Here is a 14,941-nt window from a genome sequence, read left to right as displayed (position 1 = left end):
AATGAGATCATTACCAACTTGGAAAAAATGGTATATTATACTATATAAGATTGTACTGAATGTTATATACAAAATATTTACTCTTATGAGAAAGCCTAATGAAAACAAATTTGTTATCGCTCTATATAGAGGGGGCTTAGAAGGAAACCTAAAATATATCCATGATAGTATTATTATAGCAAAGCCAAAAGCTGAGATTCATCTTATATCTAGTAGAAATAAGATGAATCTTGGGCTTTTTAATGAAGTTATAAAGCTTTCTAATGCGAAATATTTAATACTTGATGATTATTATTTACCAATATATTTGTTGACTCCAAATTCCAACTTAAAAGTAATACAGGTTTGGCATGCAGCAGGGGCTTTTAAAAAATTCGGTTATAGTACGGTGGGGACTAGATTCGGGCCTAGTAGTGAATACTTAAAGTTAATCCCAATTCACTCGAATTATACTCACGCTTATGTTTCCAGTAACAAAATCAGAGGTTTTTATGCGGAAGCCTTCAATATGCCATTAAACAAAGTTTATCCATTAGGCGTACCCAGAACGGACCTCTTTTTTAATAAGTCTTGTCGCAACAAAGTAATAGAAGAATTATCCTTCCATTACCCCAAAATTAATAAACCAAATCGAGTATATATTCTTTTAGCACCTACATATAGAGGTAGAGGGAAACAAATGGAAACCTCTTTTAATATGGTCGATGAAATAATTGAAATAGCTCCATTAATTAAAGCTGACGTAAGGATAATATATAAGCCCCATCCATATACTAATATAGCAGACATAAAACGATTAAATAATTGTAATAATATTATAGTTGCAGATAAATTTACAATAAATGAGTGGATGTTAACATCTGATGCATTTATTACTGATTATTCTTCTTCTGTATTCGAATTTGCATTGTTGTACAAGCCTATGGCTCACTTTGTTCCCGATTTAAAGGACTATGAAAAGAATAGAGGTTTTTATCAGGATATAACCGAAGTTTCTGATGCGGAGATCATTTTAGATTCGCAACATTTGCTTAAATGGATTAATAAAAGAAGCAGTAACGAATTTTTTGATTCAATTAGGATGGTTGAATATAATTTTGATGAATTACATGATGTATCACATAAGATAGTAAATCATTTTGTTGAACATTAGAAAGAGGCGATTTTAATGTTATTCTCACCCTTAGATAATAATAATTTACAAATTAATAGGGATGCTACCATAAGCAGGAAAGTAACGAAATTGGAAGTTAATGGTTCGTTTCTTGAAATAGAAGGATATGCATATGTAGATGGGTTACTTCCTAGGTATGAAGATAGAATTAGAAAGACTTTATTAATAGTACCTAATATTGACATAAAATTATGCAGAGAAGATAACCCTGAGTATGAATGTATGTCTGATGAAGAAATTATTGATGAGAAAATGATTAGTATAAGCCTTGATAATTGCTTGATCAGCGAGTTAAGCAACTTCCAGAAGGAAGTTACTGATAAAGAATTGAAAAATTCTATAGGAGGTTATAAAGGTGTAGTTAATTTGTCATCTATTAATAAGGGTCAGCCACTATATAAAGGTGAGTATGATTGCTTCATTAAAATAGAACAACTGGAAATTAATAATGACAACATTAAGTATGAAAAAATTTTGCCAATCTCAGATGCTAAAGGGTATCTAAGGGATGGTATACTTAATACTAAATTAGAATTTTACTCTTCAAAAAAAGTTTTAAAATATAATTTAATTCTTTCCTTTAATAAAACTAGTAAAACACTTTTTTTAAAAAACTCTTTGTTACAGTCTTTTGACCCACGTGTTGTAGAAAAAGAGCACAAAGAGGGAAAGTATACTCAAGCTATCAAAAGAAGACTATTTAAGTTAATGTACATTTTATTTAGTATATTACCAATTAATAACTCCAAAATAACTTTCGCTTCTGACAGTCGTACTGAATTAAATGGAAATTTATATTTTGTTTATGAGGAACTTTACAAACGTAATCTAAACATAAATACAAAAATTATTTTAAGTGAGAGAATTGACAACAAAAAAAGTTTTATTGACTTAGTGAAGATATCCTATCAGTTTGCGACCTCTAAGATAATATTGCTAGATGACTTTTATCCATTAGTATATCCTTTGAGGATAAGAAAAAATTCAGATCTTATTCAGGTTTGGCATGCCGCTGGTGCTTTTAAAACATTTGGTTATAGTCGTATTGGTAGGCCAGGAGGCCCTTCACCGCATTCCAAAAATCACAGGAATTATACGAAAGCGGTAGTAAGTAGCGAAGGGGTACGAAAAAATTATGCAGAAGGGTTCGGTATAGAGGTAGAAAAAATATATTCTACTGGTATTCCGCGATCTGACATATTTTTTGATGAAGAATATAAGGAGCACGTGAAAAAAACTATAGAAAAAAATACCCATTTATTAAGGATAAAAAAGTAATCCTGTTTGCTCCAACCTTTAGAGGAAATGGACAAGCTTCAGCTCACTTTCCCTTCGAAGTCCTTAATTTAGACTTATTATATGAAACTCTCCACGAGGAATATGTATTCTTGTTTAAAATACATCCATTTGTAAAAAATAAACTAGAAATACCTTATGAATATGCAGATTTCTTTTATGACTTTAGTGAATATAGAGAGATTAATGATTTGTTATTAGTTACTGACTTATTAATTACTGATTATTCTTCTGTTTGTTTTGAGTTTGCCTTATTAAATAAACCAATGCTATTCTTTGCTTTTGACGTAGAACAGTATATAGAAGAAAGAGACTTTTATTACAATTATTTTGATTTTATACCTGGTCCATTAATAAAGACAACCCGAGAAATGGTGAAAACCATAGTTAATAAAAATTTTGAAATGGAGAAAATTCCCCCGTTTGTAAGATACTTCTTTGATGAAAACTTAGGTGAAGCATCCAAAAACGTGGTCGAGCAAGTAATTATACCAAGCTTGCAAAATAAAGAGGAAAAAATGACCAAGAAGAAGGTTATTTTGCCACCTCCTAATTCTCGTATTGAACTATTTGAAAGGTCAATTGAAGAAGAGTGAAAATCTAAGGTTTAAGTATTGTTTAAGTTCGTTATAATAAAGTAATATTAAATGGAGGCAAATATGAGAGAAAAAATAAAGTTTTTAGTGTTCTTGTTCGTTGTACTTGCAGTTGTATTATTGCCAATTAGTTTGTCGGCTGAAGAAAATCTACTTGAGAAGAAAGACAATAACCTAGTAGAAGAGCACAGCGGTAAACAATCTGCTGAGGAGAACAACAATGCTGAGGAGAACAGCAATACTGAGGGATTAAATGAGGAAAAATTAAAAGAAGATTTAGATCAGAATATTTCTGACAATCAAAGTGGTGGAAGTGAAGAGTTTCTTCCTTCTGAAACCAATATAATTGATAAATCAAAGCAGAATACGGAACAAACTCCTTCTTCCAACAGCAAAGATAATACTGAAGAAGAAAATAAGAAATTTAACAGTCTTTCTGAAAGTAATAATTTAGAAGAAGATAATCACAAACAAAATAATGAAAAGATTAAAGTTAATTCAACTAAAATAGAGAAAACATCTACTAGCAAACTGGGCCATATCCGAAGTAACAGTGTGATTTATCCGGATATAGAAAACCGTTCAAACTATGAGGATGCCGCACCATACACCAATGCAGTGTATTACATCAAAAGACAAGCCAAGGTAAACGGAGAATTATTCTATTTGATTAGCAAAAGACCGAGCAGCAGTCATGGAGTAGTAGGTTGGCTAAAAGCAAGTGATCTATCCGTACATACCCATACGAGTGTAGATAGTAAAGCAAAAACATTCTATCTAAAAGGGACCGGATCCGCTTATAGTAAGGCATGGGGCGGGGTCAAAGACTTGGTATATTCCGATCTAACAAGCTATCAATTAGAAGAGTTTAAAGTCGATCTTACTGAAAAAATAGGCAATAATATTTGGTATCGAGGCGTAATAAATGGAAAAACAGCATGGCTGCACTCTTCATATGTTACTTCATACAACAATAAAAAGCTTAGTTATTATAACCTAACTCTTCAAAATGCCCTAGATATGCAGATGTCAGTACAACCACAAACCGACAAAGAATATAAAACATATGTATCAAAAGGTTATATTAACAAATATAACAAAGTGACAGCGGATGTGTTGAATGTAAGAGGAGGACCATCTACTGACTATTGGGTTGTAGGAAAGTTAAATAAAGGTTCCCGTGTAACAATTTTAGATGAAGTAAATGAATGGTATCAAATTGAATTTACTCAAAACTATCAATGGGTTAATGCTAGTCCAACAGATGTGCTTTATTACTTAGATCCTAATAACTTTATAAACAATGAAAAACAACGATTTCAATTCTTGGATTTATCAAGATCAAATGTGGCATCTGTAGAAGTATTAAATAATCAACTTATAAACAAAGGGTCGCTTGAAAATAAAGGAAAGCAATTTATTGAAGCAGGAAATAAAAATAGTATTAACGAAATTTACTTGTTGTCCCATGCCTTATTAGAAACTGGAAACGGAACTTCAATTCTTGCTAACGGAGTACCTGTAGACAATAATGGAAATGTGACTTATATTGAAGTTCTTATAGATGGGAAAAAAGAAAACATCCCCGGTGAAAATTCCAACACTGCCTATAAAGTATTTAATATGTATGGTATTGGGGCGAACGACGATTGTGCACTAGAATGTGGGGCTAAAAAGGCTTTTGAAAAAAAATGGTTTGATATAGACGCAGCAATCACAGGAGGAGCAAAATTTATTAAAGATAAATACATTGGGGGAAGTAAAAATACTTTATATAAAATGCGTTGGAATCCTTTGAACATGGAAATTAATAAAAAGCCAGGTGGACAATATGCAACTGACATAGGATGGGCGTATAAGCAGATACACTCAATGTACAATTTATATCAAGAACTAGAATCATATACACTTTACTTAGATATACCCGTGTATAAAAATTGATTTATTATCATAATAGTTTTCATTATAATTAAATATAATGCTAGATGGTTTTCTTCAGGTTAGAAGAGGACCATCTTTTTTAGCTAATATTATTTCTAAAAAAACTAATTTTAATTTTTATGTTTAAATTATTTATAAAGAATAACAACCTGCCGATATAAAGAGCAGAAATAAGTTATTTTAGGGGGAAGTTATGAAGCAGGTAGTTATCTCAGTTAATTTGTTATTATTATGTTTTCTTTTCATGTCGCCAAATTATTCATATGCAGAGTTGTCGGGAAATGAGGATGTTATATTTGTAGAAAAAGAAGAAGGATCTAATACACAAGAAATAGATTCAGAAAATAAAGCTGAAGACAAACTGGATAAGAGTACCACAGAGGAAGTAAATGAAGGTAGTAATAGAAAAGCAGCAGATATTATTAAATCGGGAGAGAATTCCCGTGAAATATCACACATTAAAATATATGGAGAGGACATTAGTAATCTTAGCGAAGAGGAACTTAAATACATTCCAAAGGCATGGAGGGATGGGAATTTTCGGAGCGAACATCCTCAAGAAAGTGAGTTTAAAGCTCAATCAAGGTCATATTATCCCGATGTCAACGAGTATATATTCACACAAAAATTAACATCTCCCAAGATGGAGATTGACCACATATCCCATTTCACAAAATTTAATTATAGATATGGTTATGGAAAAGTAGAAGGAATTGTTGCCCATGAAACTGCAAATAATAATTCTACTATTATGCAAGAGATTAACTATATGTCCAATAACCATAATAATGCTTTTGTACATGCATTTGTGGACCAGTCACGTATAATAGAAATTCATCCAACAAACTACGGAGCATGGGGTGCTGGAAGGTATGCAAATCAAAGATTTGTACATGTAGAACTTGTAAGGGAACATAATTTTAAAGACTTTGCTAGTGCAATTAATAACTATGCAAATTACATAGCTACAATTCTATTTAAATATAATTTAGGTGTTAATAGCGCAGAATATGATGGTAAAGGCACTCTCTGGTCTCATAAAGCAGTTAGTAAATTTCTAGGAGGGACTAACCATGTAGATCCGCACGGGTATTTTTCCAGATGGGGTTATACTTGGAACGATTTTGTTCAACTAGTTAATTTAAAATATAATAGTTTAAATATCAAAACAAAAAGTGTTAGCAAAGTAGGACACATAAGGTCAAGTAATGCCATGTTGTACGAAAGTCCAACGAATCCACATGTTACCCAAAAGGCAGGAGAAAAGTATACACATGCTGTTTATTATATTAAAGAACAAGCAGTATATAATGGTGATGTTTATTATAAATTAAGTACAAAACCTAGTTCCCGGAGTGGGGTCATTGGTTGGATGAAAGCCAAAAATGTAAATGTACATTCTCATTCGGGTATTGATAAACAAAAAAAGAATTTTATTATAAAGGGCGAGGGATCGGCGTATAACAAGGTTTGGGGTGGAAATAAGAATAAAGTATACTCACTTTCTTCATTCAAAGGAAAAGAATTCGAAGTGAATTTAACTGAGAGCGTTGGAAGAAATGTATGGTATCGAGGGATTTTAAACGGTAAACAAGTATGGGTGCATGCAAGTTATATATCCACTTCGTTACCACAAGATGTTAATATGCAATCTGTTAGCTTGCTAGCCCACCTTCATAGCAAGGGACTAATTATAGATAATATCAATGACTTAACTCACGTCAAATCTGTATCTAAAGATGACCTTCAACAAGTGTATTACATCAAAAAACAAGCAAAGGTGAATGGAGAATTATTCTATTTGATTAGTAAGAAACCGAGCAGCACTCATGGAGTAGTAGGTTGGCTAAAAGCAAGTGACTTATCCGTACATACGCATGTAGGTGTAGACCATAAATCAAAAACGTTTTACCTTAAAGGAACTGGGTCTGCCTATACGAAGGCATGGGGTGGAGCCAAAGACTTAGTGTATTCCAATCTAGGAAGCTATCAAGGAGAAGAGTTTAAAGTCAACTTGACGGAAAAAGTAGGCAATAATGTTTGGTATCGAGGTGTCCTGAATGGACAGACAGTATGGTTGCACTCTTCGTATGTGACAGAGCAAGCCATAGAAACCAGCTTCACTAGTAAACTGGGCCATATCCGAAGTAACAGTGTGATTTATCCTGATATAGAAAACCGCTCAAACTATAAGGATGCCGCACCATATACCAATGCAGTGTATTACATCAAAAAACAAGCAAAGGTGAATGGAGAATTATTCTATTTGATTAGTAAGAAACCGAGCAACACTCATGGAGTAGTAGGTTGGCTAAAAGCAAGTGACTTATCCGTACATACGCATGTAGGTGTAGACCATAAGTCAAAAACGTTTTACCTTAAAGGAACTGGGTCTGCCTATACGAAGGCATGGGGTGGAGCCAAAGACTTAGTGTATTCCAATCTAGGAAGCTATCAAGGAGAAGAATTTAAAGTCAACTTGACGGAAAAAGTAGGCAATAATGTTTGGTATCGAGGTGTCCTGAATGGACAGACAGTATGGTTGCACTCTTCGTATGTGACAGAGCAAGCCATAGAGACTAGCTCCACTAGTAAACTTGGCCATATCCGAAGTAACAGTGTGATTTATCCTGATATAGAAAACCGCTCAAACTATAAGGATGCCGCACCATATACCAATGCAGTGTATTACATCAAAAAACAAGCAAAGGTGAATGGAGAGTTATTCTATCTGATTAGTAAGAAACCGAGCAGCACTCATGGAGTAGTAGGTTGGCTAAAAGCAAGTGACTTATCCGTACATGCGCATACGAGTGTAGATAGTAAAGCAAAAACATTCTACCTGAAAGGGACCGGCACTGCGTATACGAAGGCATGGGGCGGAGCCAAAGACTTAGTGTATTCCAATCTAAGAAGCTATCAAGGAGAAGAATTTAAAGTCAACTTGACGGAAAAAGTAGGCAATAATGTTTGGTATCGAGGCGTCCTGAATGGACAGACAGTATGGCTTCACTCCTTTTATGTGAAATGAAATATAACAGTCTAAACACGTATTAATTTTTGTTTAGGCTGTTTTTTTATTAAAAAGTTCAAATCCGAATCACATAATATTCCGAACTATATAACAGTTGATGATTAAGCCTGAAAAGTATATTATAGTAATGGTAATTAAGGCATATATGTCTATATAAGAAAGGAATATCTTATGTTTTCCGCATGTAAAAAAGTACTCAAAGAACAAATGAATAACTTTTATTTAATCAGAAGATTATCATTTTATGAGCTAAGAAGTCAAAATGAAAATAATTATTTAGGTATGTCTTGGGAGATAATTAATCCCGCTATTCAAATATTAATATATTGGTTTGTTTTTGGAACTCTAAGATCGCGTGCTCCAATAGAGGTAAGCGGAGTTTCAGTTGATTTTTTTAATTGGTTATTAGCTGCATTTTTTTTGTGGATTTTCTTCTATCAAGCCACTATTCAAGGTTCTAAGTCAATTTATTCCAGATTGAAAATGCTATCGAAAATGAATTTTCCTATGAGTGTTATCCCTAGCTATGTTATTTTTTCACAATTTTACGTGCATTTAATCATGGTAGGTTTAAGTATTATTATCTTTCAATTAACAGGAAACTATATAAATATATATTATTTACAATTAGTATATTTTATGTTTGCGACCCTTTGTTTAGTATTTGCTGTTTCATTAATAACATCTACTCTATCTACAATCATTAGGGACGTTCATATGTTCTTAAATTCTACTCTCAGAATGCTATTATATTTGTCTGGAGTCTTATGGCCAATTACACTACTTAAAGATCATGACCTTATTATGGCTATTATGAAGTTAAATCCCTTGTATTATCTTATAGAAGGTTATAGGGCGGCATTTTTTACTTCAGATTGGTATTTTCTCACTAATTGGCATTATACGTTATACTTTTGGGTAGTAGTAACAATATTACTACTTATTGGTTCGACCCTCCATGTTAAGTTTCGAAAGCATTTTATTGATTATCTATAGATGGTTGTGATAAAAATGGAAAAAGCTATAATTGCAAAAAATATAAGCAAAAAGTACAAGTTATATAGCAGTACAAAAGAACGGATCCTGGACTTAATCTCACCTAAAAGTATCGGCGAAGATTTCTTTGCTTTAACTGATGTTAGTTTTGAAGCCCTTAAAGGTGATGTCATTGGTTTTGTAGGGATTAATGGTTCTGGGAAGTCAACTTTAGCTAATATCATCGCAGGAATTGTCCCTGCAACATCAGGTTCCATTCAATTAGAAGGTCAGACTTCTTTAATCGCTGTTGCTTCGGGTTTAAAAGGAGATTTAACTGGAAGAGATAATATCGAATTAAAATTATTAATGTTGGGGTTTAATAAAAGTCAAATTAATCGGTTAGAACCTGATATCATTGAGTTTTCAGAATTAGGGAAGTTTATTGATCAACCTGTAAAATCATACTCTAGCGGGATGAAGTCCCGTCTTGGTTTTGCTATTTCTGTTAATATTGATCCAGAAATTTTAATTATTGATGAAGCTCTATCCGTTGGCGATAAAGCTTTTGCCGGGAAAAGTTTTGATAAAATGATGGAGTACAAAGAAAAAGGAAAGACAATGATTTTCGTTAGTCATTCGATTGGGCAAATGAAGAAAGTTTGTGGAAAGATATTGTGGTTAGAGTTTGGCAGGGTAAAAGAATTTGGGACAGTTTCTGAAGTCCTTCCTCGTTATGAGTCTTTTCTTTCCACTTGGGAAAAAATGAACAAGGAGGAAAGGGAAGAATACAAACAGAAAGTGATAAAAGGTGAAAAAACTACTGAGGAATTTTATCTGGTAAAAGATGAGAAGCCTACACAAAAAATAGAAAATTTTAAGGAAGAAATGGTAAGCCTTCTCGGTCATATTAAAGGTGGAGAATCATTAATAGCGTCTACACCTTCCGCTATAAATGATGGACTATCATCCACTCCTTATAAAAATAGTGTTTACTACATTAAAAAACAAATTGATATTAAAGGTGAAACTTATTATCTATTGAGTGAAAGACCTAGTTCAGAAATAGGTACTATAGGATGGATGAAAAAAACAGATCTCTCTCTACACCAACATTTACTAATTGATGAGGATAAAAAATCGTTTCAATTAAAAGGGGAAGGTTCAGCCTATTCCAAGCCTTGGGGTGGTAAGAACGATTTAGCTTATGGGGATTTAAGTCAGTTTGAAGATGAGATTATTGTGGTGGACCGTACTGAGAAAGTAGGTCAAAATATTTGGTATAGAGGGGAAATAAAAAATAAAGAAGTTTGGTTGCATAGTAGTAGTCTTACATCTGTAATAGAACAAATTTAAGTCAAAAACTTTGAATAAAAAGTTCCAATCACATAAATATGATTGGAACTTTTTAATTGGCAACTTAATACTTACCCAATCCTATCCTCTTCCAAACATCTCCGGATTATTAGAAAAAACTCCATCCACACCATATTCGACTAATTTTTCATAATGTTCCTCATCATTTACCGTATAAGGAAATACCTTGTAACCAAAAGATTTACATTGTTCGACAAGCTCTCGATCTGTATATACCTGATTAGGGTGAATGCTTGTTACGACAAGACCGCTTTGCTTTGCATATTTCCATGGTTGTAGAATTCGATAATAGAACAGCATACCAATCGGCATAGAAGGCACTATATCTTGAACATTTTTTAGGGCAACGTGGTCAAAGGATGAAATGATTACATCATGGAAGCGATTATAATCAGACAGACATTGAATAAGAATTTCTTCAATCCCTTCATAAATCACAGGAATGTTTTTAATCTCTATATTTATAAGGAGATCGTTTGGGCAGAGCTCCAACACTTCTGATAATGTAGCAAGCGTAGTTCCTTTGTATTCTTCAAACGCTCCACTTACATCAATTTCTTTTATTTCAGCCAATGTCATGTCTTTGATTCGTTTTGTTGATTGCTTGTTAAATCGAGTCAATTTATGATCATGACAAACGACTAGCTGTTGATCTTTTGTTAACTGGACATCGAGTTCAATTGCTTTGGTGCCATGCTCTATTGCTTTTTGAAAAGCTGGCAAAGTATTTTCAGGCGCTTCTGTTAAGGAACCGCGATGTGCAAAATTAAGTACCAAATAATCATCTCCTGCTCATAACATTTTTTATAGCATAACACACTTACTTTAAGTCTTGTTATCAAACCATTTCATTCTACCTTTACGCCATAATAGATGAAGCAGACGATAATTATATAAGAAAAACAGGCAAATACCTGTGGCAATACTTATTAGCATCACAGGCAGGGAAACGTAAAATGAAAGAATAGTAGCTATAATAATAAAAGAACATAAGATGAAAAAATCTGTGTTCTGGATTCTTATGCTGAAGTAGTGTTTAGCAGAATATACTCGAATCACCCACATAACCAAAAAGGCTACCATTGTAGAGACCGCCACGGCATATAATCCCCAATACTGGATGAAAAGTACATTAATCAATACATTCACTACTGCGCCAACCATTGAGGTCAGGAAGATGGCCTTTGTTTTCTTTGCTCCATGGAAGCCGGCTCCCCAAAATTGGGACAGGGCGCTGAATAGTGCTCCTACGAGTAAAATACCGGTATATTTCCAGGCATCATGGAATGCCTCCCCGATAAAGATATCAATTAAAGGTCTTGCTAATAAGATAATCAGGACCACAGTTGTGGCCATTAGTCGAAAGAAGTGATGAAAGACCCTCGAATAATACGCATTTTTCTCAGCGGAATCAAAGGAAAGAATCGCATGATCCTTCCAGGCGAGAGAGAAAATGGTATTCACCATCACCAGCAGCGCAGGTATCTTATTTGCGACGGCATACAGCCCATTTGCTTCCATCCCTAAGAACGCAATAATGAAGTATCTGTCGGAAAGATTCATCACCCACCAGCTGACTGCCCCCGGAATAATAGGTAGTGAATAGATGAAAAAAGTGCTCAACAATTCCTTGGAATAAGTATGAAAGGAAATATACTTTTTAAAATTCATGGTGGTCCATGCAACAAAAATGACAACAGCGGAAGCAAGAATGGCGGAGTAAAAGAAAGCCTCCACACGCAGTTCAAATACGAAAATGAGCAATAGTATAGCCGCTGCCGTTACTGCGGATTGAATTATTCCCAGGGAGGCAAATAACTTATTGTATCCTAATCCTCTGGCACATTGCTGCAGAAAACTGCTTAAAATCATCGTCTGCAAAAGAAGTAGTGCTGTCCAACCGTAAGGAACCGAATAAATAATAAGTACAATTGCAGTTAATGCCGTAAAAACAAACAAGTTTCTAATAATGACTGCAAGCCCTGTCGTAATTATTTTCACCTTTTTTTCTTCCATTTTCTCGACGATTAGCCACCTGTATACAGCTGCTGTCAGTTCAAATGTAATGAAGGGTGCAAGTAGGGTCGTGGTTGTCAGGACGACATCCCACAGACCATATTCTTCTGTCGTAAAGTAATGGGTGTATAGTGGAAGAAGGAGGAATGTCAGCAGCTTGGACCCGAGATTTGCGATCCCGTATAATAGCGTGTCTTTTACAAGTGTCCGTTTCTCTGTCATGATCCTTCTTTCCTTATATCATTTTTCTTCAGCATTTTTCTGGCAGAATGTTTTAAAGAGTAGGTTGAGCGTAAAAGCGGTGCACGTAAATAAGCAGTGGATGGTATTTCTATCCCTCGCTGCTTCACTTCTTGAATAATTTCAGCGGCATAGTCATCCTGATGCATTGTTGCTAGCACTTCAGCAAGATAGGCAGTCCGGGCATTTTTGTATTTTGATAGGTCAAATACATCTTTATATTCTTCCAGCTTTCCAGTCGTTTCCAATGATAGCTGTGTACGCAGGCATTTTGGGCAAACAGAGCAATTTGCAGCATCACTTGTACATACATTGAGATGCCGATATGTAGGTTCATAATTAGTAATAGCTTCCGTTTTTTCAAATCGGGAAAAAGCAGAGCCTGCCGAGAAAAAGTCCAGTGACTCTGTTGATAGCATATTCAAACTTAAAATATCATAGGAAGCGCCAATGGTCGGACTTAATTCAAAATCCTTAAATTGTCTTCCGGAAGAATAATAGTAGTAGCGAAATAGGCCTTGTAAAACAAGGATCGCTGCAGCGTTACGGATCGTATGTGTTGGGACATAATCCATTTGCAGAACATCACTGATATTGGAATCAACCTCAATAAGTGGAAGCTGCACTTCCTCGGCAAATGGCTTCACAAGCTCCAGTCTTTTTTGGAAGAGAGCTCTCGTAGCATCTCCACCAAAATCTCCATGTGAACCAACATTATGATAGACAAAATGGGTTAACCGAAAGCTTTCTGGACAACTTAAATGAAGGTGTTCATAAATAGTGAAAAAGGAATCGACACCTCCTGAAAAACCGGTTCCTACACCATTTGCTTGCGTGATCCGAGAGCTATCCAGTTCTTTAGGAAAAAGACTAATTTCCTTGAGATGCGGCATGGCAAGGTGTAATGCTTTTATAAGGTAGTTTGTCAGAGTATAGTAAAGCCTTTCTGATATCGGACAATTTATTTTAATATCCCAGCCGTTTTTCATCGCCAACAGTAAAAGACCTACAAGAAAAGCATCTCCTCTATGTTCTAACAGATAGGAACTATATGTATTAGGAACTGAAAACCAAAGCTCCTTGTTACCGGCTTCTGTCTCAAAAGCTGCTTGGATACGTACATGATTATTTACTTTTATAAGTGTTGGCGGATGAATAGTCAGCATGGGAAATACCTCCTTTCTGTTTTTAGTTTTGTAAAAACACATCTAATTTTTCAAATTGCTTCTCTGCTTGCTTGATCTGTGCTGAAATAGCGAGTGGAGGTTGCTCCATCGTTTGAAAAACTGTTTCCGGTGTCATCCTGTCTAACTGCTCCACTGTACTATAGTCGCCCTGGAAACCAACATCATGCATCACGTGAATCATTTTCTGACTGTACGTAATAGGAAAGACAGGTTTTTGAAGCAACCAACTGAGCACCATGGCATGAAAGCGAGAAGCGATAACCATATCTGCTTGTGAGAGCAGCTGCAGCATTTTCTCTGGATCATGCTCATAAAGATGGGCAGTCACCTTTTTCGCCATGGATGAAGGGATGTACGTTTGAATTTCTTCCAATGCTTCATCATCTTTTTCATACGCACAAAAAGCTAGTAACTGAACATGATAATTCTGTTTCATAAAATATGTTGCAATCTCACTTATTTTCTTGTAGTACGTATCATCATAGCCAATCAGTTGTTCCCGGATCGATGGTTTAATGACAGAAATAGCAATGCTTTTTTCGTTGGCAGCTTGCTTTATCCTCGGTGTTTGCAGTGTAAATACTACATCTGCCGCCATTCTAACATTAGGTAGTTCCTTAAATAGCTCATAGGAGGGAGTATCCCGAAAACAAATATCCGTATAGCTTTCAAACAGCTTGTGATGCTGTAAATAGAATTCCTTGTCTGTATATGGGCCAAAATTTGCTCCTAAAAGATAGAAGGGTTTGTCTTTCAGCTGCATTGCTTTCAGCTTTTCTAATTCCAGTTCCCAATTAGCTGATTGAATAAATAACGAACCACCTATATAAACAACTGCATCATATTTCTTTCCAGATAAACCTTTCCACAAGGGCCACTTTCTTGAAATAAGGTTAGTTGCCCGTCGGAAAAATGAGTCATTCGGTATTACGGTTAAGTTCGTTGTTTCAGTGAATGTTTTTTTATAGCTTCTCGGTGCATACAGCGTAAATTGCGTGTCGGGATATCTTTCGCAGAGAATTTTTATAAACAAGTCATCCCCAAAGTTTGAAAAGGTATATGCAAAAAGCCGGATGTTCTTCAATGTTATCCACTCCCTACCTTT

The 14,941-nt window shown here is 34.8% G+C and carries 9 protein-coding genes and 2 pseudogenes; 7 read left to right on the top strand and 4 right to left on the bottom strand.

Annotation, left to right across the window (positions count from 1 at the left end; all coding sequences use genetic code 11):
- The first annotated feature begins 1 nt into the window (after position 1).
- From X953_RS16165 to X953_RS20570, 7 genes and pseudogenes are all read left to right on the top strand, one after another.
- Positions 2-1,153 (top strand): CDP-glycerol glycerophosphotransferase family protein, encoded by a 1,152-nt coding sequence (locus X953_RS16165; RefSeq protein ID WP_040956494.1) that lies wholly within the window; start codon positions 2-4, stop codon positions 1,151-1,153.
- Positions 1,154-1,168: 15 nt separating this feature from the next.
- Positions 1,169-3,066: pseudogene (locus X953_RS20325) on the top strand (CDP-glycerol glycerophosphotransferase family protein).
- 63 nt (positions 3,067-3,129) lie between these two features.
- Positions 3,130-5,007 (top strand): N-acetylglucosaminidase, encoded by a 1,878-nt coding sequence (locus tag X953_RS19235; RefSeq protein ID WP_052350179.1) that lies wholly within the window; start codon positions 3,130-3,132, stop codon positions 5,005-5,007.
- A gap of 193 nt (positions 5,008-5,200) precedes the next feature.
- Positions 5,201-8,038: an N-acetylmuramoyl-L-alanine amidase family protein gene (locus X953_RS19230; RefSeq protein ID WP_052350178.1), complete on the top strand. Its 2,838-nt coding sequence runs from the start codon at positions 5,201-5,203 to the stop codon at positions 8,036-8,038.
- A 174-nt stretch (positions 8,039-8,212) separates the two neighbouring features.
- Positions 8,213-9,037, top strand: coding sequence for an ABC transporter permease (locus X953_RS16145; protein WP_040956493.1), 825 nt, complete (start codon positions 8,213-8,215; stop codon positions 9,035-9,037).
- Positions 9,038-9,052: 15 nt separating this feature from the next.
- Positions 9,053-9,820, top strand: a pseudogene (gene tagH, locus X953_RS20315) (teichoic acids export ABC transporter ATP-binding subunit TagH); the annotation flags it as partial.
- Positions 9,821-9,904: 84 nt separating this feature from the next.
- Positions 9,905-10,372, top strand: a complete 468-nt coding sequence (locus X953_RS20570) for an SH3-like domain-containing protein (RefSeq protein WP_369792745.1) — start codon at positions 9,905-9,907, stop codon at positions 10,370-10,372.
- An 81-nt stretch (positions 10,373-10,453) separates the two neighbouring features.
- On the opposite strand, the gene X953_RS16135 is transcribed toward X953_RS20570, so the two are convergent.
- Genes X953_RS16135 through X953_RS16120 form a run of 4 tightly spaced genes read right to left on the bottom strand, consistent with a single transcriptional unit; the run spans position 10,454 to position 14,920 of the window.
- Entirely contained in the window at positions 10,454-11,170 is a 717-nt protein-coding gene (locus X953_RS16135) for a glycerophosphodiester phosphodiesterase family protein (RefSeq protein WP_040956491.1), read from the bottom strand.
- 48 nt (positions 11,171-11,218) lie between these two features.
- The gene (locus X953_RS16130) at positions 11,219-12,631 is read right to left on the bottom strand and encodes a lipopolysaccharide biosynthesis protein (protein WP_040956490.1); all 1,413 of its coding nucleotides are present in this window, start codon (positions 12,629-12,631) and stop codon (positions 11,219-11,221) included.
- Complete coding sequence (locus X953_RS16125; protein ID WP_040956489.1) at positions 12,628-13,815, bottom strand: hypothetical protein; 1,188 nt, start codon at positions 13,813-13,815, stop codon at positions 12,628-12,630. The genes X953_RS16130 and X953_RS16125 overlap by 4 nt, the downstream gene beginning before the upstream one ends.
- A 22-nt stretch (positions 13,816-13,837) precedes the next feature.
- Complete coding sequence (locus tag X953_RS16120) at positions 13,838-14,920, bottom strand: polysaccharide pyruvyl transferase family protein (RefSeq protein WP_040956488.1); 1,083 nt, start codon at positions 14,918-14,920, stop codon at positions 13,838-13,840.
- Positions 14,921-14,941 lie beyond the last annotated feature (21 nt).

Origin of the sequence: Virgibacillus sp. SK37 (assembly GCF_000725285.1) — a bacterium.
GTDB lineage: Bacteria > Bacillota > Bacilli > Bacillales > Amphibacillaceae > Virgibacillus_Q.
This window is presented reverse-complemented; position numbering and strand designations above follow the sequence as displayed.